Source organism: Portibacter lacus (assembly GCF_021533215.1).
GTDB lineage: Bacteria > Bacteroidota > Bacteroidia > Chitinophagales > Saprospiraceae > Portibacter > Portibacter lacus.
Genome location: NZ_JAJNKA010000017.1, coordinates 68,425 through 89,774 on the forward strand (window position 1 = coordinate 68,425; position 21,350 = coordinate 89,774).

The 21,350-nt window shown below is 36.4% G+C and carries 17 protein-coding genes; 4 read left to right on the plus strand and 13 right to left on the minus strand.

Annotated elements, in window-relative coordinates; translation table 11 throughout:
• Window positions 1–48 precede the first annotated feature (48 nt).
• From L2586_RS21770 to ggt, 10 genes are all read right to left on the minus strand, one after another.
• Window positions 49–654, minus strand: a complete 606-nt coding sequence (locus L2586_RS21770; RefSeq protein ID WP_235295075.1) for a hypothetical protein — start codon at window positions 652–654, stop codon at window positions 49–51.
• 26 nt (window positions 655–680) lie between these two features.
• Window positions 681–1,175 (minus strand): eCIS core domain-containing protein, encoded by a 495-nt coding sequence (locus tag L2586_RS21775; RefSeq protein ID WP_235295076.1) that lies wholly within the window; start codon window positions 1,173–1,175, stop codon window positions 681–683.
• A gap of 87 nt (window positions 1,176–1,262) precedes the next feature.
• Entirely contained in the window at window positions 1,263–1,691 is a 429-nt protein-coding gene (locus L2586_RS21780) for a response regulator (RefSeq protein ID WP_235295077.1), read from the minus strand.
• 187 nt (window positions 1,692–1,878) lie between these two features.
• Window positions 1,879–2,634, minus strand: coding sequence for a LytR/AlgR family response regulator transcription factor (locus tag L2586_RS21785; protein ID WP_235295078.1), 756 nt, complete (start codon window positions 2,632–2,634; stop codon window positions 1,879–1,881).
• 6 nt (window positions 2,635–2,640) lie between these two features.
• Entirely contained in the window at window positions 2,641–4,422 is a 1,782-nt protein-coding gene (locus L2586_RS21790) for a histidine kinase dimerization/phosphoacceptor domain -containing protein (protein WP_235295079.1), read from the minus strand.
• Window positions 4,423–4,744: 322 nt separating this feature from the next.
• Complete coding sequence (locus L2586_RS21795; RefSeq protein WP_235295080.1) at window positions 4,745–5,107, minus strand: methionine-R-sulfoxide reductase; 363 nt, start codon at window positions 5,105–5,107, stop codon at window positions 4,745–4,747.
• Window positions 5,107–5,637 (minus strand): peptide-methionine (S)-S-oxide reductase MsrA, encoded by a 531-nt coding sequence (msrA, locus tag L2586_RS21800; RefSeq protein WP_235295081.1) that lies wholly within the window; start codon window positions 5,635–5,637, stop codon window positions 5,107–5,109. Before msrA ends, L2586_RS21795 begins: the two co-directional genes overlap by 1 nt.
• Before the next feature lie 40 nt (window positions 5,638–5,677).
• Window positions 5,678–6,280, minus strand: coding sequence for an HAD family hydrolase (locus L2586_RS21805; protein ID WP_235295082.1), 603 nt, complete (start codon window positions 6,278–6,280; stop codon window positions 5,678–5,680).
• On the minus strand, window positions 6,280–7,107 hold the full coding sequence (locus tag L2586_RS21810; RefSeq protein ID WP_235295083.1) for an ion transporter: 828 nt from the start codon (window positions 7,105–7,107) through the stop codon (window positions 6,280–6,282). The genes L2586_RS21805 and L2586_RS21810 overlap by 1 nt, the downstream gene beginning before the upstream one ends.
• Window positions 7,108–7,231: 124 nt before the next feature.
• On the minus strand, window positions 7,232–8,944 hold the full coding sequence (gene ggt / locus L2586_RS21815; protein WP_235295084.1) for a gamma-glutamyltransferase: 1,713 nt from the start codon (window positions 8,942–8,944) through the stop codon (window positions 7,232–7,234).
• A gap of 95 nt (window positions 8,945–9,039) precedes the next feature.
• On the opposite strand from ggt, the gene L2586_RS21820 reads away from it, so the two are divergent.
• Window positions 9,040–10,128, plus strand: a complete 1,089-nt coding sequence (locus L2586_RS21820; protein WP_235295085.1) for a putative type IX sorting system protein PorV2 — start codon at window positions 9,040–9,042, stop codon at window positions 10,126–10,128.
• Here the strand turns inward: L2586_RS21820 and L2586_RS21825 are convergent.
• Entirely contained in the window at window positions 10,118–10,801 is a 684-nt protein-coding gene (locus tag L2586_RS21825; RefSeq protein ID WP_235295086.1) for an LON peptidase substrate-binding domain-containing protein, read from the minus strand. The two genes, L2586_RS21820 and L2586_RS21825, sit on opposite strands and share 11 nt — an antisense overlap.
• A gap of 40 nt (window positions 10,802–10,841) precedes the next feature.
• Here L2586_RS21825 and L2586_RS21830 point away from each other — a divergent pair, with 40 nt between their 5' ends.
• Entirely contained in the window at window positions 10,842–12,137 is a 1,296-nt protein-coding gene (locus L2586_RS21830) for an NAD(P)/FAD-dependent oxidoreductase (RefSeq protein ID WP_235295087.1), read from the plus strand.
• A 129-nt stretch (window positions 12,138–12,266) separates the two neighbouring features.
• Here L2586_RS21830 and L2586_RS21835 read toward each other — a convergent pair whose 3' ends face one another.
• Together L2586_RS21835 and sppA are read right to left on the minus strand one after the other, a co-directional pair.
• A complete protein-coding gene (locus L2586_RS21835) occupies window positions 12,267–12,551 on the minus strand; it encodes a hypothetical protein (protein ID WP_235295088.1) in 285 nt (94 codons plus the stop codon).
• A gap of 323 nt (window positions 12,552–12,874) precedes the next feature.
• Window positions 12,875–14,587: a signal peptide peptidase SppA gene (gene sppA / locus L2586_RS21840; protein ID WP_235295089.1), complete on the minus strand. Its 1,713-nt coding sequence runs from the start codon at window positions 14,585–14,587 to the stop codon at window positions 12,875–12,877.
• Window positions 14,588–14,758: 171 nt separating this feature from the next.
• On the opposite strand from sppA, the gene L2586_RS21845 reads away from it, so the two are divergent.
• Together L2586_RS21845 and L2586_RS21850 are read left to right on the plus strand one after the other, a co-directional pair.
• A complete protein-coding gene (locus L2586_RS21845) occupies window positions 14,759–20,257 on the plus strand; it encodes a choice-of-anchor L domain-containing protein (protein ID WP_235295090.1) in 5,499 nt (1,832 codons plus the stop codon).
• Window positions 20,254–21,336, plus strand: a complete 1,083-nt coding sequence (locus tag L2586_RS21850; protein ID WP_235295091.1) for a PorP/SprF family type IX secretion system membrane protein — start codon at window positions 20,254–20,256, stop codon at window positions 21,334–21,336. The genes L2586_RS21845 and L2586_RS21850 overlap by 4 nt, the downstream gene beginning before the upstream one ends.
• The last annotated feature ends 14 nt before the right edge of the window (window positions 21,337–21,350 follow it).

Here is a 21,350-nt window from a genome sequence, read left to right on the forward strand (position 1 = left end):
AGCGTTTAAATTTTCTTAGAATAGGATTCAAGATTTTGAAGGAATTTGTCAACTTTTTTCATTTGCTTCTTCAGCCTCTTTAACATACATTTCTCTTAATTCATTGATGTTTCTTTCTCTTTTAGCAGCCATACGTTCTTCAGCCCCAGCTTTTGAAGCTTCTTTTTTTGCCCTTCCTTTATCTGTATTGTCATATAATTCTTGACCATATTTAAGTCTATTTCTCATTTTCTCTCCTCTTGCACTAAATCCATCTTCTGACATAAAAGTTTTAGCAAGTTTTCCCTTTGTTTTATTCAATCCTACTCTAGCTTTTAAACTAAGTCCAGCAAGTTTGCCTTTTATGCCTCCTTTACTACTTTTCTCATTTAGCTTTTCATATTTTCGAACCTTCTTAGCTATTCCTTTAGATTTTTGAGTTTCCATAAAACCAGGACCTTCGGCTTCTTGGACTTCTTCTTCTTCTTCTTCTTGGTCACCCCATATTCCATCAAAATCAGGCATTTCACCTGCAAGCTCATTTTCTTCGAATAATGGATTATCTACTAATTGAAACACAGGAGGCTGCATACTGAATGAAGCTGATTCGGATTCTTGATTTGCTGCAGCTCTTGAATCTTGTTTTTTATCGGTTGTTTTATCAAATAGTCCCATAATTATTTGTTTTGCGGTTATAAAATTTATTTGTTGGTAAGTGCTTTTTGTCCCATCGTGTCTGCTTCTTGCTCAAGGCTGGTATTATCATTTACAGGTTTCCCATTGACCTGCTTAGTCGGTTTAACTTTACCTTGTTTTTGCTGGACGATATGCCATGCTTCATGTGGAAGATGTTGTTCTTGACCAGGTGCTATGTGAATGTCAGTTCCTTGTGCATAAGCATGTGCCTTTAATTGAGCCGGTTGAGGTGAGTTGTAATGTACTTTTACGTCATTTAGTGAAAAGCCTGACATGTTCTCAATTCCAGTTTTTAATTGGTCTGGCATGCCCGTTTGATTTTCGTATTTCTTTAATTGAAATGCACTATTATTTTGAGGTGAAGTGGATTCTGCCTGTCTGTTATATACAGCTTTTAATTGTAATGGTGGTGGAGCGAAACTTCTACCTTCCCTTTCAGATAATTTGAAACCTTGGTGGTATTCATTGGGTTCTTTGGATTTAATATATTCTTTGGTCATTTTGGGTGATTTTTATACAATTTAGATTGAATCGGTTATTAAGACGTTCTGGATGTCCGAGTGGTATTTATAATCTTCCGAGTGGTATTACTCAATGTCCAAACAGGATTCTAGCTTGAATCTGATGGAGCCTTTATTCAGCTGTTTATTTATATAATTGATTTTATTCTCCATCTCTGCTGTTTCATAAGGGATGTTCAAAATTGCAGCAGGATTCGTCTTGATGGCAAGGTTGATAGATTGTTTATCCATTCCCGGATTAAGATATATTAATGGAATGGAGAATTGTTTCTGAATGAGGGCACCTAGCTTTGCGCCATCTATAGATCCTTTCAAGCTTAAATCAATTAAAACTATGGATGGTGCATTTAATTTTATTGTTTGCAAAGCATCTATAGAAGAATTACAGATTCCAATGATATCATATTTCAGTTTGGTCATTTGGATGTAGAGATCAGCTGCAATGATTAGTTGTTGCGTGACGATAAGTGGTTTGGGATTTATGAAGCGAAGCATAGTTTCTTTTTTGTTGATATGAAACTACTTCTGCGTAATGGAGTATTTAGACGTTTTATCCCAATGGCTGGAACCACTGTCCGAGCGGTATGGATTTAGTGAAACTTAGAAACGGGAAAAGATTTTTTTTCAATTATGTAAAGTATACGAAAATCTAAAATTCTAAAATTGACCTAGAAATATAAAATTAGATAAGCTTGAGTCTCTTAATCACATCATCTTTTAGTCTTCTACTTATCGGCAACTGTCTGCCTAAGATATTTACGTATTCCGTAAATTCGCTAATCGCATCAATTTTTTTAATGTTAATTAAGTAAGACCTGTGCGTTCTAATGAAATCTTTTGTAGGAAGATTTACTTCAAATTTGCTTAATGGGATTGAAAGTAAAATCTCTTTTTCTCGAGTGATGACTTTGCAATAATTCCGATCGGCCTCAACGTATAGAATGTCATTGATGAAAACTTTAACCATTTCTCCTTTATGCCTTAGAAATAGTCGATCTTCCATCGTAGAAACATGACTGTTTGCTTCGTTAGAAGGTAGTTCTTGTTCATTTTTTTCAGCGGCGATACGATTGGCAGTTATTTTAAGTGCTCTTTCTAATTCAGTTTTCTGAAATGGTTTAGCAATAAATGCAAATGGCTTTGTTTTTAGGGCTTTTTGGAAGGTTGCGTCGTCATAATTAGAGGTCATGAAAATTAACGGTGTTTGAAATTGATCCAGGATCATTTGTGCCGCTTCGATGCCATTCATTTTTCCACTTAATATGATATCCATAAGCACGATATCTGGTGAATTAGATTCAACCATTTTTATCGCGTCTTCAGCTCGGGTGCACATTCCGATGATTTGATAACCCATTTTTATCAATTGCATGGAGATATCTGCTGCGATGATCATATCATCTTCTACAATTAATATTTTAAGAGCTTCGTTGTTCATTTAGATTTAGGCAACAGATTTTTCTTGTTCTTTAAATAGCAAGATAATAGAAGTACCATTATAATGCTTTTTTTCTAAAGTTCCACCTAATTGAGTTGTAAGTAACTGGACTAGTAGTGTTCCGAATCCTTGATTTTCTGATTCATTATTCATCCCCACACCGTCGTCGGAAATTTCGAGTTGAATAAGGTTGTCAGTAGTTTTAGTCATTTTAATTTTAATAGTGCCAGATAGATCGTCTGGATATGCATATTTGAGAGCATTTGTTAGAAGTTCATTCGTAATCAGACCGATAGGAACAGCAGTGTCAACATCTAACTCTAGTTCGGGCATTTCGATTTCTAAACTAATATTGTCCACTTTTTCGCCAAAGCTTTCTTTTACTGCATTGCCTATCGTTTCGAAATAATCTTTCATTTCTATAGCTGCGAGATTTTCACCTTGATAGAGTTTTTGATGAATTAGAGCCATAGAAGCAACTCGGTTTTTACTCTCTTGCACGGCGTCATAAGCAGCTTCATCCTTTATTGATTCTGATTGAAGATTCAATAAAGAGGAGATTGTTTGTAGATTATTTTTTACTCTATGATGGATCTCTTTAAGAAGTAGTTCATTTTCCTGGTTTTTAATTTCGAGTTTCTCACTGGTTTTTTTGTTTTTTCTGAAACTAGAAAAAAGTAAAAATAAGGATAGTGCAAGAATTCCTAGGAAAGCTGCCATAAGCATCTGAACGGTCGTCTTTTGTTTAAGTCTTGCTTGCTGCAAAATAAGCTCCTGGTCTTTTTTATCGGTTTCATACTTAATGACGCTCTCCGATTTCAAGTTTGCTACTTGAGCTACAAGATTTTTTTTGTCAATATCAGCTACGACTTTGTAATATTTTAATGCATTTTGATATTGACCAAGTTTTTCATAACACTGAGCGAGTAAATCATAAGGTAAAGAAGCAGTTCTTGTCTCTTGGGCTTCGATAAGATCAACCGATGCTCTAAGATGCGGCAGCGCATCACTAACTTTTCCTTGAAGCATCAGTGAGTTGCCAATTTCAGAACGATATCCAGCTGCCCTTTCTTCACCTACAGCATTCTTTGCAATATTCCAAGCTATAACTGCTTCTTCATAAGCTAAGTCGAATTCGCCCATTTTAATGTAAGTTTCATAGCTCCAACTATGTGCTCTTAGTGGAATGCCCATTTGGTCAGGAATTTCTTTGGAAATATCTAAGCATTTTTTGGCAGCTTCTAGCGCTTCATCATATTTATCTAATTGTGTATATCCTTGAATTAAATATAAATATGTGATGGATAAGGTGTAGTAATCCTCCGTATTTTCCAAAATAGCAATTGCTTTATTGGCATATTCGATAGTCTTCTCTCCGTCCTTGCTGAAAGCGTATAAAGAGGCCAAGTTTTTATAAACCCCAGCTGCTCCTGCCTGATCATTATTATCTTCAAATATTCTTAAAGCTTGGAAGATAATTTTTAAAGCCTCTTCATTTTGGGAATTGTTTATATAATCTAGAGAAAGGCTTTTTAGCGCATTTGCAACTTTAATGCTATCGCTACCTAGTCTGTAATTGTAAACTACTTTTTTACTATGATATAAGGTTGAATCAACGGGGAAAAATCCGTTGTACGCATGCCAACTAGCTAATAGTTCATGAGCAACAGCTATAATATTGGGGTCTTTCGTCTCATAAGCATATTGTAATGCCATATTTGAGACAGGACGAAAGTCTTTTATATCTGCATCTATATGATTATCAAGCCACGCAAGTATAGTATCCATCGGTGGGTTTTGCAAGCCGATAATAGAGTCCACTTTTGATTGAATCTGTGCGTGAATATTGATATATGATGAGACGAGAATGAAAACGGTAAGGAATAGACGTACGAAGTAGTTCAAAGTCTTTATCGACCTAGACTGAGGTATAGTCATATTGGTTAGTTGGTTATACATTAGAACTAAAGCTAATGTATGCAGGTTGCTTAAAGTGTTTAGTTAGAGTTATTAAATTCTAATACTTTAAATTTAATTATTAATTTCAAAAAAAGCAGGAAAATTTATAGAAATGACTAAACTACCATCTAATACCTTATGAGCATCAACGCTATTCTGGAATAAACTTCATACTGATGGAATTAACGCAGTGACGTGTGTTTTTCTCCGTTATTCTTTCACCTGTAAAAACATGTCCAAGGTGTCCTTTACAATTTGAGCAAATGATTTCAACTCTTCTTCCATCAGCATCTCTTACTTTCTCTATAGCACCTGGGATCTCATCATCGAATGCTGGCCATCCGCAACGTGCATCAAATTTGTCTTCAGATCTGTAGAGTGGGGTGTTGCATTGTCTGCAGACATAAGTGCCAGATTCATAATGATTATCATATTCTCCTGTGAAAGGCCTTTCTGTTCCTTTGTTAAGGATTACTCTTTCTTCTTCTGGTGTTAATTTATTATATTCTGACATTAGGATGCTTTTATTTTGTGAGCAAATTTATTTCTAGCTTTCGCAACTTTAGGGCCGATAACAACTGCACAATATCCTACGTGCGAATTCCTTTTATAGTAGTTCTGATGATAAGGTTCTGCAGTGTAAAAGGTAGTAGCTTCTTTGACCTCAGTCACAATCGGATCATCCCAGATGGCAGTAGCCACTTCAGATTTCGATTTTTCAGCGATTGATTTCTGGTCAGCATTTAGATAGTATATACCGGATCTATATTGAGTTCCTACATCATTTCCTTGTCTATTAAGTGTAGTAGGATCGTGGGTGGTCCAAAATATTTCGAGTAATTCTTCGAACGATATGACTTCAGGGTCAAAGGTGATTTCAATTGCCTCGGTATGACCTGTTGTTCCTGCGCACACTTCTCTGTATCCGGGATTTTTTACATGCCCATCTATATAACCGGAAATAACTTGGTCCACACCTTTTATGTCTTGAAAAACAGCCTCTGTACACCAAAAACACCCGCCTGCTAAAATTGCTTTTTCCATAAAATCTATTTTAATCTTAACGCTTTTTATGGCAGATTGTTTAGTTTAACCAAGGCCTAACATCAACGAGCTTCATCCCTCCAGAGATAGCAGCTTTAATACCTGCTGCACCATCTTCGAAGACTATGCATTCAGCAGGTTTTAGGCCCATATGATCCACCGCTTTAAGGAAGGTCTCAGGATGTGGTTTCGGGTGATCTACATCATCTGCGGTAACGATGATGTCGAATAAATGTGTAGCGTTAATATCAGCTAACGATTTTAACGCTCCATCTCTTGTGGATCCCGTTCCTACGCACATTGGTAATTTATGATGATATTCATAAGCGATATCTAAGATCTTTTGAATCGGTGTAGTTTTTCCCGCTTGCGCCTTATGCTCATAATAGTATTTTCGCTTGGTGTCAGCAACGACTTCAGGATTCGTATTCCATCCGTGGAGTGAGCCTAGCATTTCCGCTATTTTTTCTGTGGGCGTTCCTGAATGTTCTAGAATCATTTCATCCGTTAGATAGAAATTTAGTTCTTGAGCTGTGCTTTGCCATGCTTGCAAATGTAGCGGAATGGTATCCGCTAATGTACCGTCCAAATCAAAGATTAACCCTTTGATATCTGAAGTAATGTTATCTATAATATTATTCATTATTCACCATTTATTAGATTTCCGCAATACTTGCAGAAAGTTGCATCATCATCGTGTCCTGATCTGCTGCAATGCATACAACATTGTGTATTTACTTGAACCTTTTTCGGGTTCATAAGTTCATTTGTAACGATTCCTGTAGGAACGGCTATAACGGCGTAACCCAATATCATTACGAAGGCGGCTATAAATTGACCGAAACTTGTATTTGGTGAAATGTCTCCATATCCTACAGTTGTTAAAGTCACAATTGCCCAGTAAATACTCCTTGGAATACTATCGAAATCTGGGTTAACTCCACCTTCTACTAAGTACATAATCGATCCTACTATGACGACGATCATAAGGATGGCGAATAAAAACACAAGTATTTTTCGACTTGATTTGTAAAGAGCTTGACTGATCACTTCGGCTTCCCTGACAAAAGTAACCATCTTAAAGATCCTGAAAATCCTTAACAGTCTAAGTGCTCTAATTACAATTAGAGAATTCGTACCAGCAAAGAAAATGGAAATATATTTAGGTAGAATTGCTAGTAAGTCAATGATCCCATAGAACGACATGGCATACTTTATCGGTTTCAATGTCGAATACAATCGTAATATGTATTCAATGGTAAAGAAAATGGTGAAAATCCATTCGAAAATATAAAAGAGATTAGGGAACCTGTTGTGCAATGAAGGTACCGACTCTATTAAGGCAACAACAACACTAGCAATAATAAAAATCAATAAAGCTACATCGAAGAACTTCCCAGCAGGTGTATCCGCCTCGAAAATGATTTCGTGTATCTTAAATTTTAAACTATTATGCTTTTTTGATTTCATCAAGAATGATTATTGCAAATATTTATCCAAATTACCAATGCTTGTTTTGGAAGCTACTGTTCGCTTCATTAAAAATGATTTGATAGGTCGATATTTTATTTGAACTGGATGTCATATGATTGAGTTAATATCCACTTGCATGGTCATCTCCTCTCGTGTCTGCGGCAGCATCAAGGCTACCATCTTGCATTTTAATAATAGCTTCCATTCTTCCAATTTTTCCTCGAATTACTACTTCATGTCCCATTGAATTTAACTCCTTCAGTACTTCAGGTGATATCGCTGATTTTTCTGAGGTAATCACATTGGGCAACCACTGATGATGGAACCTAGAAGCCTGAACTGCTTCATTGGCGTCCATTCCGAATTCCATATAATTAAGTGCGACTTGTAAGACTGAGGTTATAATAGTCGAGCCACCTGGAGTACCAAGTACCATTACTAACTCGCCATTCTTTTCGATAATCGTAGGTGTCATGGAGCTCAACATTCTTTTTTCAGGCTCGATCTTATTGGCTTCAGCTCCAATTAATCCAAACATATTAGGTGTACCAGGTTTTGCGCTAAAATCATCCATTTCATTGTTTAAAAAAATACCCGTTCCACCTACAATTACTTTCGAACCATAGCCTCCATTTAATGTAGTTGTAATGGATACTGCATTTCCTTCATTATCTACAATGCAGAAATGAGTTGTTTGTTCACTTTCTTTGAGTTCACCAGCTCCTATTTGACTGCTTAAAGAAGCTTGTTTAGGATCGAAGTCTATCATTCTTTTTCGAGCATATAAAGAATCCATCATTTCTTTCAATGGGACTGGATAGAAATCTGTATCACCTAGGTGTTTTGCCCTGTCTGCAAATGCTCTTCTTTCTACTTCTGTAATCAAGTGGATGGACTCCGTAGAATGAAATCCCATATCCTTTAGATCATAGTCTTCCAGCATTTCAAGCATCTGTATTAGTAATACTCCTCCAGATGACGGTGGTGCCATAGAATATACTTTGTAATCGTCATAATATCCAGCAACAGGTTCTCGCCACTTAGCTTGATATTTTTCAAGATCTTCTAATGTGATAATACCATTTCCACGTTTCATTTCTGCCACGATAGAGTCCGCCACCCAGCCACCATAAAAGCCTTCACGGCCATTATCTCTGATGGCTTCATAGACACGGGCTAGATCCTTTTGTACAAGTAACTCTCCCGTTTTGAACCTCTTCGAATCAGAAAACTGGTTTGGTCTGGTATTCGCTTTTTCAAATTTTGGTTTGGTCTCATTAAGGTAGGCAGCCTGAGATGCAGTTAGTTTAAATCCTTTTTTTGCAATATCGACAGATGGTTGAACGAGGGTTTTCCAGTCTTTTAGTTTACTGAAGCGCTTATATGCTTGAACCATTCCATCTACACTTCCAGGAACACCAACTGCTAGATGGCCTAGTTGGCTCTTGTTAAGGTCCGCATCGCCATTTTCATCAAGATACATATCTGCAGTTGCTGCTAGAGGTGCCTTTTCCCTATAATCCAGTGTGTAGACCGCTCCGCCATTTTCTCTGTAAATCATAAAACCTCCACCGCCGATATTACCAGCAACTGGAAAGCATACATCTAATGCAAACTGGACGGCAATGGCTGCATCTACAGCGTTACCACCTTTCTCTAATATGCTTTTGCCTACTTCCGAAGCCACATAATGTGCAGTGACAACAGCTGCATTTTTAGCTTGAATGGATTTATTTAGTGGATATATGCTTTCTGGACTAGATTGGGTGATAGATTTGCAACTATTCAATCCAAAAAGCAAACTAAGGCATGCGAAATAAAAAAGATTCTTCATTTATACAGATTATTTTAGTAAATGTAATAAAGAAAGTTTGAGGATCACACTATATTTGCATTTCCCTACGTTTCTCAAGTCAATAGATATTATAAATGAAGAAAAGCTTACTACTAATAATTGTTGGAATATTTTTTACCACAATTGTTTCCGCACAGAAATTTGTCAATGAATTTTTGAATATAGGTGCCGGAGCAAGAGCGCATGGAATGTCGGGCGCTGTAATAGCTAGTGGGGAAGATGGAACCGCTGCATTATGGAATCCAGCGGGGCTTACGAATGTAGAAACTTCATTACAAGTGAATGCGATGCATGCAGAATGGTTTGCTGGAATTGCGAATTATGATTATGGATCTATTGTTAAGCGATTTGATGAAGATACGAAATCCTATGGAGCTTTATCTGTAGTGAGATTCGGAATTGATAATATCCCATATACATTAAATTTAATTGGTCCAGATGGAAGTGTGAATTATGATGATGTAACATCTTTTTCAGCTGTTGATTATGCGGTCTTCTTATCGTATGGAAGGTCAATAATTAATGATAATCTGCGTATAGGTGGAAGCATTAAAATAATCAATAGAGGAATTGGCCAATTTGCTAATGCTTGGGGATTTGGGGCTGATCTAGGTTTAATTTATGAAGCAAGGAATTTCAGCTGGGCGGTAATGGCTCAAGATATTACGACAACTTATAATACATGGGCTATTAATTTTACAGAAGAGGAAAAAGCAGTTTTTGCTGCTACTGGAAATGAAATTGTTAGTTCAAGTACTGAGATTGCACTACCTAAACTAACCTTAGGAGCTGCATATCATAGTGATAAAGAAAGTGAATCCATGATCTCTTATACAGTAGAAGCTAATTTGAGGTTATCTACAGATGGTAGAGCTTCCGGTCTAGGTGGGCAGAATTTTAACTTGGATCCAGCAATCGGAGCAGAATTAGGATATAAAAATCTGGTTTTTTTAAGAGCTGGTTTGGGTGATGTTGAAAGATCGCTTAATGAAGTAAACGGATCTAGAGATTTATCCTTAAAGCCTAATGTTGGATTAGGATTGAACCTTGGACGATTCGGCGTAGATTATGCACTAACTAATATAGGAGCGATAGGGGAAGAGAATGGTGCTTTGTATTCTCACATCTTTTCATTGAGACTTAATTTCGAGCCTAGAGATTAGGAGGTATAATATTTCTAAAGTGCCCATTCATCTGAATTTTCTTTTCTAAGGCATTCATTTCTTTGAGTACTGGTAATATTCTTTCTAAGTGTGTAATAATGAAATCTTGTCTACTTTCCTCGTTGTTAATTGATAATAGTATTAGTTCTTCCTTTAAGGATAAACCAATGTAATGTCCTATTCGGTAAGAATCAAAGTCTAAAGCACTTTTTGGTAGTGGCTTATGCATCTTAAGGTAAAGGTATAAGTCTTTCAGCAACTCGATAATTCTTTCATTTTTTGAAATACTTCCTTTTCTTTCATTTTTAACAAAAAGGATATCGGCACCAGAATACAAACGACCATTCATACGAGGTATGAAGTTTGTTAACTTGAAAATTCTTTTTCCTTGAATCTTCACATCTAGTTTTCCATCAGGGTAAATCTTCGCAATCTCTTTTACAAGGACTTCAGTTCCGAATGACAGATCTTGTTTTTCAATAAATGTAGGAATACCAAATGTTGTCCCATTTGCATGAGCTTCATTAATCAATTGTTTATACCTCGGCTCAAAAATGTGCAGATTGGTATTTTCGTCTGGAAAAACGACAATTGGTAGCGGGAATACTGGAATTAAAGCAGATTTCATATAGAAGTAACCATAAATTATTGCGAAATGTTTCAGACAAAACATAAAAGGTTATTTTTACTTCAATAATCTAGAAAGAGAAAATATGCGCGTAAATATTCCAGAGTCTGATCAGGAAAGAATTGTGATCGTTGGAGGTGGTTTCGGAGGACTGATGCTGGCTAAAAAATTAGCTAAGTGTAATTATCAGGTAGTACTAGTAGATAAGAGAAATTACCACCAATTCCAACCACTTTTTTATCAGGTGGCGATGGCAGGACTGGAACCTAGTTCTATTAGTTTTCCGTTTAGAAAGGCCTTTCAGCGCTTCGATAATATTTATTTCAGAATAGGAGAGGTGCAGAATGTAGAACCAGAGGCGAAGCGAATTAATACAGATATCGGACACATTAATTTTGATCACTTAGTATTGGGGTATGGTGCAAAGACAAATTTTTTCGGTAATAAAGCATTCGAAGAAAAAGCATTCACAATCAAGTCGACGGGGCAAGCGCTAAATTTAAGAAATACAATGCTCAGCGATTATGAGCAAGCGATTATAGAAAGTGATTTTGAGAAAAGGCAGTGGTTCTTAGATATAGTCATAGTAGGTGGCGGTCCGACAGGGGTAGAAGTAGCAGGAGCTTTATCTGAAATGAAGAAGTATATCCTTCCTAAAGATTATAAAGAATTAGATGCCAAAGAAGTAGATATTTATTTGCTTCAAGGTTCTGATCAGTTGTTGCAAGGTATGGATCCGAAACATGGAAATACCGCTGAACGATATCTGAAGGAAAGAGGTGTAATTGTGAAGAAGAATACTAGGGTGGTGGATTATGACGGAGAATTCGTAATAACTAAGGATGGCGGAAAGATTAAAGCAGGAAAGCTGATATGGGCAGCAGGAGTGACTTGCAGTAGGATGGATGGAATCAGCGAAGAAAGCTTTAACAGCAGAAATAGAATTTTAGTAGATGATTTTAATAAGGTAAAAGGTTATGATGATATTTATGCTATTGGAGATTTAGCGTGCATGATGTCTGAAGAATATCCTTACGGTCATCCACAAGTTGCGCAACCAGCGATTCAACAAGGAAAGAATCTTGCTTTGAATTTCAAGAGACGACAACAAGGCAAAGCGTTAAAGCCATTTAAATATAGAGATCTAGGTACAATGGCAACCATAGGTCGAAACAAGGCCGTTGCGGAAATTGGCGGTTTTAAATTCAAAGGATTTTTCGCTTGGCTTATTTGGTTATTTGTACACTTGTATGCCTTGATCGGGACTAGAAATAAGATTGTTGTTTTCTTTAATTGGATCTGGAACTACATGACTTATGATCAATCCCTCAGACTAATCATCAATTCGAATAATGAAGTTAAGCACGAGAAGCCAGAGTAGATAGGTGCTGACTACTAATCACTTTTTCGTATTAAGCTGTTTTTAATCCCAGTAAGTTTTAGTGATACTGGTTTCTATAATACAGTCAGTGCTTCTTTCAGTCACAATTCCTGATAAAGGCAGGTTTTCTTAGGAGATGCTGATCGCATTAGATTTAAAATCTGGATCAGAACTCCACAGGATGCCAAATTCTGAATGATCTAGATTTTGCCCGTTGTATAAAATTCTGACAGGGAAATTAACTGTCGGATTCACTCGTGGATTGAAACTGCATACCGGATCCAGTGTTACCTTATCTATACTAAATTCACATTGTTTATTTTCTAAGCCTTCAGGATCAACTAATTTGCTACAACTGCTAAGTGTGATTAATACGAAAAATAGAAGGTATGAAAAATTCAAGTTGGATTTCATGAGTGATTTTTAGAGTTTGTATAATAAAAAGACAATCTATAATAGAGCTACCCTTTAAAAACCACTATGATCATTGAAATAATAAGATGTTTATTATCGAATCGAGGCAAATGATATCGTACTGTATGAATGGTAATGTTCGCGAATGTACATAAAAAAAGGGTAGGAAATACGGAAAGAGGTCCGAGATCCTACCCATTAACACACCATGAAAAACTTTATCTTGAAGCTAAATCTTTATTTTAGCATTTATTGTTATCCTGACACAAAGTTGTGTTTCTTTATGCAATTATACAATATAATTTTTAAAAAATAATTTTTTTTTACTGTATTGTGACAAAACTACCCTTTATTAGCCTCATCATCGGTTCTGGTTTCTTCAATAAATTATTGAATTCTATCATATGAGAATTGATAAATTTTATTTCATTTTTACTAGATGCCGCAAAATTGCCAACCCCATTTTCCATTAGTTGATCTAATACACTTGCATTTTCCTCTGGATATACGCGAATCCCCGTACTACGGCTGTTTAGCATTTCTAAAACTTCATCTAATGACTTTAAATCATCCACTAATCCATTGCCTAAAGCATCTTTTCCTGTCCATATTCTGCCTTGAGCGAGCTCATGAATACTGTCTTTAGAAATCCCTCTTCCTTCCGAAACTCGCTCTAAAAAAAGCTGGTATAATTTTTCTGTCTGATAAATTAATTTTTTTTCTTCATTTGCATCAATTGACATAAGTGGAGAGTATCCAATCGCATTTTTATTCGATTTGATGCTGTCTACGGAGACTAGTAATTCGTTTTCTAAGAATCGATCAATCGTAGGTAGCATAAGATAAACGCCTATAGAACCCGTTAATGTGTTTTCTGATGCAAAAATAGAATCACATGCAGAGGCAATATAATATCCACCTGAAGCGGCATATTCACCTAATGAAGCATAAACTTTCTTTCCATCTTTTCGTAGAGCCTGAATTTCATGATAGATTAAATCAGAGGCGTATCCATTTCCACCAGGTGAGTTAATCCTAAGAACGACCGTTTCGATATCCTCATCTTCTTTAATTTTCTTAAATGTCTTAGCTAACTTGCCATTACTCACACCTACACCACTTCCATCCCAAATTATCTCACCCTCTGCAAACACAATTGCATTTTTAGGATGCTTAATTTTTGATTTCGGGATCTCATAATCAGAAAATGATACGAATTCATTAGTTTCAAACTCGTCTTTTAATAACTGCTTAAATTCGTCCAAATACATGACGTCATCAATAATATTGACTTTTTTAAGCATTTCTGCGTCATAGTAATTGGAACCATCTAAAATCTCATTTAATATATCCTTGTCAATGGCCCTTGTTTCATAAATAGAATTCAAGAGGGTTTCTTTTAATTGATTGAGATAGATACGAGTTTGAAATTTGTTCTCTTCACTGAATTCATTTAATCTATACGGTTCTGTACTAGATTTATATTTTCCAGCATAGTATATATTGATGTCAATATTTAATTTTTCTAACAAGCTACTAAAGAATGGAGAATAGATGGCGTAACCTTTAAGGTCTATGCTTCCATTTGGATTAAGAATTACACGGTCACCATAAGAACTAAGTAAATACGCATTCTGATTATAGTAGTAAGAATAAGAGAAAACTTTCTTTCCATTTTTTCTGAAATCAGTTAGATATTGTGCAATCTCCATGGTAAGTTCCTGAGAAATCTGAGCATTATCGAATTCTAAGAAAATCGCCTTAATTTTATCATCAGTTGAGGCGGCAAAGATCTTGTTCCTTAAGTCCCATAAGTGCAACTTTTTCTCATTGAAATTTAAATCAGCAAAATTAAATTCACCGCTTTGGAAATCACTAACGGCACCATTTACGTTAATATGGAGAATTCCTTTCTGATTAGGCTTGCTTTTTGAGGTATAGGAAGTAATAATTATCGCAGTAGTTAAGATAATTATTGTTATAGCTAATAAACTTCCTAAACAGGAGGAAAGTATGTTTTTTAAAAACTTGTTCATGTTTAACAAATGTAAGATATACCAATCAAGATGTTACATATTTTAGACAAATACGTTATAAATCATGTTTATTCAACAAACATTTTTTATATATCTTGTGAAGTTCTATCGATAAAGTATAAACTCGAGCAGACGAGAGATTAAGTATTATTATATTTAATGGTGAAATAAGTGAAACCAAGTAAACTTATATATTTAGTATTCTTCCTCTTAATTTTAACAGACCTGAACGGACAGTTAAAAATAACAGATGCTAATACGCAACCTTATACACCAGAGAATTTAATCCGAAACGTTTTCTTAGGAAGCGGTGTAGAAGTTACGAGTATAAATTATAAAGGTGATAGTAGATCTGTTGGATATTTTTCGTCTGGAATGGAAGAGATAAACTTAGAGCGAGGTATCGTGCTTTCCACTGGTCAAGTTTCTACTACGACTAATAAAAATGAGACGCTGAATGATAGTGGCGACCAGATGTCTAATTCGAATGACCAAGATCCAGATCTGGAAGCAATTGCGAATGAAGTTGTTAATGACGTCGCTCTTTACACCATCAGTTTTATTCCTTCTTCTGATACTTTGAGATTTAATTACGTTTTTGCTTCAGAAGAGTACCCTGAGTTTATTTGTGATAAGAATGATGTATTTGGATTCTTTGTTACTGGTCCGAATCCGGATGGTGGGAATTACGACGCTAAGAATATTGCTTTGATTCCAGAATTATCTGATCCTACAGGCTTAACTTTTACAGATATGCCAGTTTCTATTAATACTGTTCATGGGCAAGGAAGTTCTAATTGTCCAGCAGCCTTCGAAGAATATTATAATGAAGTTCCCATTGGCACAGAACACTTCCAGCATAATGCTTATTTAGACGTGTTTACAGCAGAAGTGGTTGTAATTCCTTGTGAAGAGTATACTATCAAACTTGGTGTTGCAGATGCGGTGGATAAATTACTGAATTCAGTGGTTTTTCTAGAAGCAAAAAGTTTTGGAACAGGGACTTTAGCCGTTTCGCTTAATTCCTTAAGCGTAGATGGTAGCTTGGCAGAAGGATGTGGCTCAGGAGAACTTGAATTTGTCCTTCCTGAAACAGTTAAAGAAGATTATATTATTGATATTGATTTCTTTACGGAGCCAAATTCGGCTACCCCAGATGTGGATTATCCTGCTATTCCTGATCAATTGATTATTCCAGCGGGATCTAAATCAGTATCAGTTCCTTTGGAAGCATACTTAGACGGGACATCAGAAGGTGATGAGGTTATTGTTTTTGAAATCCAAGTAGATCTTTGCAATCGAAAAAGATTTGAAATTATGATTCGGGATGATGACTTATTTGCACCAATTCTTCCTGATGACGTTACGATCTGCAGCGGAGATTCATACTTGATAGAATCAGAATTAGACCCAGGGTTTACATTGCCTCCATCACCATATTTTGAAAACCTAACAAAAATTGACATAGATCCTGAGTTAGAACCCGTTTATTCAGATATTCAAGTTTCAGGAGTAATTCCGACTATCCTCACAGCTAATAGTATTGAACGGGTTTGTATTAAAGGGATCGAGCATCGAGATCTAACGGACTTAGATATTTATTTGATTTCCCCAGGTGGGCAGTTTTTAGAACTTAGCACCGATAATGGTTTTAAAGCGAATAATTTTGCAGATGTTGATAGTTTTAAGAATACTTGCTTTACTCCAGATGCGATAACTGAGATCAATAATGGGCAAAACTTAGTGGGCCCTATCTTTTCGAGTAATGAAAGATATACAGGAGATTTTAAGCCTGAGGGAGAATGGGCAGATCTTTGGGATGGTGATAATCCAACAAATGGGACATGGAGATTATTAGTTCTGGATGATTTTGAAGGTGCTACTGGTATATTAGATGGCTGGTCGATAACCTTTAAGTCTTTTTATGATTTAACGTATGAGTGGACAGCTAACCCAAGCACCACGCTATGTGGAAGTTGTGAGGATATAACCGTTGAGCCCGAAGAAGACACTGAATTTACGTTGAAGATTATTGATTCGTATGGATGTGAAAGAGAGGAGTCTATGATGATTTTTGTCGCTCAGAATTTAGACGAACCCATAATAAGTTGTAATCAAGTTAGCCAAAATTCTATAGAGGTGATCTGGAATGATATTGCAAATGCAACGGGATACGAAATCAGAATTGACGGAGGCGCATGGATGCAGACTTCTGAAACGGACTATACTTTTACCTCCTTATCTAGTAGCACGACCTTCGATATAGAAATAATGGCAGTTAGTGAAGATTGCAATTCTTCAATAGCACTGGTTCAGTGCGAAACAGATGCTTGTGCGAAACCAACTGTTGTTGTTAATATAGTTAATGAAGTAACGTGTCCAGGTGGAAATGATGGAGAAGTGAATCTTGTAGCAACGGGGTCTGGACCATTTAATTTCGAGATAAATGGTGTCAGCAACACAACTGGAGATTTTACGAATATACCCATTGGGGTAAATGAATATACAGTTACTGACAATACAGGGTGTGTGCGATCTGAAGAATTCACTATGACTGGTCCTGATGAATTTTTTCTGAATGGCGGCTATAAGTTGAGTCAAGCTTGTAATGTGGTAAGTGAAATTACAGGTTCATTTAATGTCAGCGGAGGTACTCCTCCATACACCTATTTATGGTCTAATTTGACGACCGACCAAGTAGCCGTAGATTTATCACCAGGGACTTATTTTGTTACAGTCACCGATGATAACAATTGCGAAGCTTTCGGAACATTGGATATTCCTATGTTAGAGCAATTTTTATATGATGTTGATGTGACTGCTCCTTTATGCAAAGATGGGAATAATGGGAAAGCTGAAATAAATATCGTTTCTGGTAATGGACCATTTACCTATTTGTGGGAAGATGGAACAACAGAAAGTTCTAATGAAAATCTTTCAGAAGGATTCTATGTAGTCACTGTTACAGATGCTCTTGGTTGCGAGATCCCCAAACCATTTACAATCGATGAAGGAGCAGTGCTAACTTTGGACATTTCTCCAGAAGATATTTCTTGTTTAGGAATGACAGATGGACGAGCGACAGCAACTGTAACAGGAGGTGAAGGACCTTATACTTACATATGGGATGGAGTTTCATCCAGCAATTCAACAGTGGATGGCTTGACTAAAGGTGAACACACTCTAATGGTTACCGATGGAAATAATTGTTCAGAAACTAGCACTTTTAATATTGAAGAACCTCTAGGTATGGTTTATTCTATCGTTCAAGTGGATAATATCTGCTATGATGGTTCTGCTGGTGAAATAGAAATAAATGGAGTGAGTAGTCCTAATGGTGATGTGACCATTTTGTGGGATGATGGATCGACTTCCTTTACTAGGATGGGATTGCCTAATTCAACTTACTGTTTTATCTTGAATGACGGAACATCTTGTGAATTAGATTCTTGTATCCAGATAGGATCTCCAGATGAGATTCTGATAGAAGAAAAAATCTTTGGTCCTACTTGTTTAGGGTCTACGGATGCAAAAATTGAATTAGTTATTTCAGGCGGCACAATCCCTTACTCCTTTTCATGGAATGGCCCTGATGGAATGATGAGTTCAGATGCGAACATCGAAAATTTAAGTTCTGGTGAATATTTTGTTACCATTACAGATGGTAATGCTTGTAATAAAGTTGCAAGCTTCACGGTACAGCCAGCTAAGAAAATAGAGGTAGATTTTACTGTTTTCCCGATCTCATGTTTCGGAGAATCTAAAGGACAGATTTTCTTCGCGGCATCTGGAGGACGACCTCCATTTACATATAATTGGACTGGGCCTAATGGTTTTACTGCGAATACCAATAATATTATGGGTGTACCTGCAGGAAACTACTTTGTTACTTATACGGATTTAGCTGGTTGCTCTGAAACATTTGATTTCTTTATTGAGCAGCCATCTCAAGCGCTCTCAGCTAATATATCTATTCCTGATACGATATGTTTTGGTACCACGAATGGGAAATTATCAGTTGCACCAAGTGGTGGGACTGCTCCTTATACTATTGAATGGAGTAATGGTTTTACTCAAGCTAATAATGTTAGTTTAGCGAAAGGGGTTTATAATGTTACGGTAACAGATTCAAGAAGTTGTACGATTATTGCCTCATCTTCGGTCTCAGAACTTGAAAATATTTCTGTTAATCTTTCAGATACACCATCGTTGTGTTTTCAGACCAATGACGGAAGTGCTCAAGTTATAGAAGCGTTTTATGGAAGTAATTCTGCTGATATAAGTAACTTCACATATAAGTGGAATACCAATCCTGTACAGACGACCACTCAGGCTTTTAATTTAGTAGGTGGCAATAGTTATTCAGTTATTTTAACAGATAAATTCGGGTGCACAGGTCAAGAAGTGATTGAAATTAGTACACCTGAATCAGTAGATGCAAGGCTGGTGAATATTTCAAACGTAAGTTGCTTTGGTGAGCAAGATGGAGTCTTAGAGATAGAGGGAGTAGGAGGTAGTGGGAATTTTTCCTATCAATGGGATGGTCAAGTTGATTTCTCTACATCAAGTATAATTGATGGATTAACTAGTTCTAATTATCAGGTGACTATAACGGATAGCAATGGATGTACCGGATTTAGCAGTTTCGCTATAGAAGAACCAAGGCCCTTAAATATGGACTTTAGAGTAATCGATGTGAGTTGTTATGGAGGCAGTGATGGACGAGCGGAATCAGTGGTTCAAGGTGGTACAGGACCTTATACTTTTATGTGGACCAATGAAGCAAGTGGAAAAGCAATCGAGAATGTTGTTTCAGAGCAATATAATGTTACGGTTACTGATGCGAATGGTTGTACTTTAACCGACTCCACCAGAGTCAATGAGCCAGATGAGCCTATCAGAGTTGAGCTAACATTCGAAGATGTTAATTGCAATAATGGCAATAATGGAAAGATTGAAATCCAAGCTGAAGGCGGTTCAGGATTTTATAGATATAGCATAGATGGAGAGGCATTTCAATCTACCAATGTATTTACGAGTTTAGAAGCAGGAAATTATACGGTGTATGTGAGTGATTTTAAAGGATGTGTAGATACTTTTCCAGAGACTATTATCACGGAACCAGATCCAATTATTGTTATTTTAGGCCCTGATCTCGTGATTCCTTTTGGTGAGAATGTGCAGATTATGCCAGAAGTCTATAATCATATTGGTCAGTTAGATGCGCTATGGAAGTCTGCTAATATAGATTTGTTGAGTTGCAATACTTGTATTAATCCAATATTTACAGGGGAACGAGAAGCTAGTTTTGAGTTTGCTGTAACCGATGAGAATGGATGTAGTGGGAATGATTTTATTACCATTCGGCTTGAAAATTATAGCCCATTTTTCGTGCCTACTGCTTTCACTCCTAATGGCGATGGAGAAAATGATGAGCTAAAAGTTTTTTCAGCAGGTGTTCAAGAGATAAACTCATTTCAGATATACAATCGTTGGGGTGAATTAGTCTATACTGCAGAAGCTGAAGGCGAATCTATATCGGATGTAAGTTGGGATGGTGTTTATAAAGGAGAAATTTTACCATCTGGATTATATTATTGGTTTGCAGAAGTGACCTATCAGAATGGATTTAATGATACATTAGAAGGAAACACAACCTTAATGAAATGAGTCATCTAATAAAATATACATTGATTTTACTTGGATTGACAATCTTATCAGATCTTCATGCACAAGATGCGTTATTCTCACAGATGAATAAAAGTAGGAACCTTTTGAATCCTGCGTTACTGGCGCTTCAAAATAATGATTTAGATATCGATTTAAATTTTAGGGAGCAAGGGGCTTCTGTTTCTGGTGGACTTCCGATAAGAACGTTTCAAGTTCTAGCCAATTTCAGATCTCATTCATTCAAGTCGGACCAATTCACCTATGGTTTGTCTATTCTAAGCGATAAAGGAGGTACGGGGCATGTTGGAAGTAATATGGCTCACCTTAACATTGGCTATTTGAAAAAATTAACAGACAAATACAGTAAAATAGGGGAGCACTATATAGGAATAGGTGCAGCTTTTGGAGGCGGACAGAAGAGTGTGAACTGGAGTAGATTTTGGTTTGGAAATCAATTTGATACTGCATTTAATACAGTAGATGAAACAAAAGATCCAAGGGAAGACGAAATTTTGGCGAATACAAATGGTCGTTCAGGTATGTTCGCTGATCTAAATGCGGGATTAACTTGGTATGCTAATTTGAAAGAAGGCCTTTCAGCTGATTTGGGTTTTTCTATTTATCACCTTACACAACCGAACATCTCCCTATTCGAGAATGGGAATGAGCCTTTGACCTTAAGATATAATATGCATGGAAGCCTCCATAGTAAAGTCTCTGATTTGCTTTCGATTTCTCCATCGGCGATTTTCATCCGACAAGGCAAATCTTTGCAGTTTTTGTTAGGTTCAGGAATAGGGATGGATAATGAAGATGATTATGAATTTGCAATAGATTTTGGATTTTTTGCAAGAATGGTATCTAATGAAGGTGGAGTAGGAATGGAATCATTATTTCTAACATTAAATTCGGATTATAATAATTTCAGGTTCGGATTAGCTTACGATATCACGGTTTCATCATTGGCAAAATATAATAATAGTAAGGGGGCGTGGGAGTTTAGGTTAGGGTATACCATTCCTCATTTAAGAAATAAGAGCAGTAAGATTACCAACGGAAATAAGTTTCATACTTTCTAATATCCAATGATAAA

Coding starts and splice junctions, on each gene's coding strand:
- L2586_RS21770 (WP_235295075.1), bottom strand. CDS start 654: ATGGGACTATTTGATAAAACAACCGATAAAAAACAAGATTCAAGAGCT.
- L2586_RS21775 (WP_235295076.1), bottom strand. CDS start 1,175: ATGACCAAAGAATATATTAAATCCAAAGAACCCAATGAATACCACCAA.
- L2586_RS21780 (WP_235295077.1), bottom strand. CDS start 1,691: ATGCTTCGCTTCATAAATCCCAAACCACTTATCGTCACGCAACAACTA.
- L2586_RS21785 (WP_235295078.1), bottom strand. CDS start 2,634: ATGAACAACGAAGCTCTTAAAATATTAATTGTAGAAGATGATATGATC.
- L2586_RS21790 (WP_235295079.1), bottom strand. CDS start 4,422: ATGGATACTATACTTGCGTGGCTTGATAATCATATAGATGCAGATATA.
- L2586_RS21795 (WP_235295080.1), bottom strand. CDS start 5,107: ATGTCAGAATATAATAAATTAACACCAGAAGAAGAAAGAGTAATCCTT.
- msrA (WP_235295081.1), bottom strand. CDS start 5,637: ATGGAAAAAGCAATTTTAGCAGGCGGGTGTTTTTGGTGTACAGAGGCT.
- L2586_RS21805 (WP_235295082.1), bottom strand. CDS start 6,280: ATGAATAATATTATAGATAACATTACTTCAGATATCAAAGGGTTAATC.
- L2586_RS21810 (WP_235295083.1), bottom strand. CDS start 7,107: ATGAAATCAAAAAAGCATAATAGTTTAAAATTTAAGATACACGAAATC.
- ggt (WP_235295084.1), bottom strand. CDS start 8,944: ATGAAGAATCTTTTTTATTTCGCATGCCTTAGTTTGCTTTTTGGATTG.
- L2586_RS21820 (WP_235295085.1), top strand. CDS start 9,040: ATGAAGAAAAGCTTACTACTAATAATTGTTGGAATATTTTTTACCACA.
- L2586_RS21825 (WP_235295086.1), bottom strand. CDS start 10,801: ATGTTTTGTCTGAAACATTTCGCAATAATTTATGGTTACTTCTATATG.
- L2586_RS21830 (WP_235295087.1), top strand. CDS start 10,842: ATGCGCGTAAATATTCCAGAGTCTGATCAGGAAAGAATTGTGATCGTT.
- L2586_RS21835 (WP_235295088.1), bottom strand. CDS start 12,551: ATGAAATCCAACTTGAATTTTTCATACCTTCTATTTTTCGTATTAATC.
- sppA (WP_235295089.1), bottom strand. CDS start 14,587: ATGAACAAGTTTTTAAAAAACATACTTTCCTCCTGTTTAGGAAGTTTA.
- L2586_RS21850 (WP_235295091.1), top strand. CDS start 20,254: ATGAGTCATCTAATAAAATATACATTGATTTTACTTGGATTGACAATC.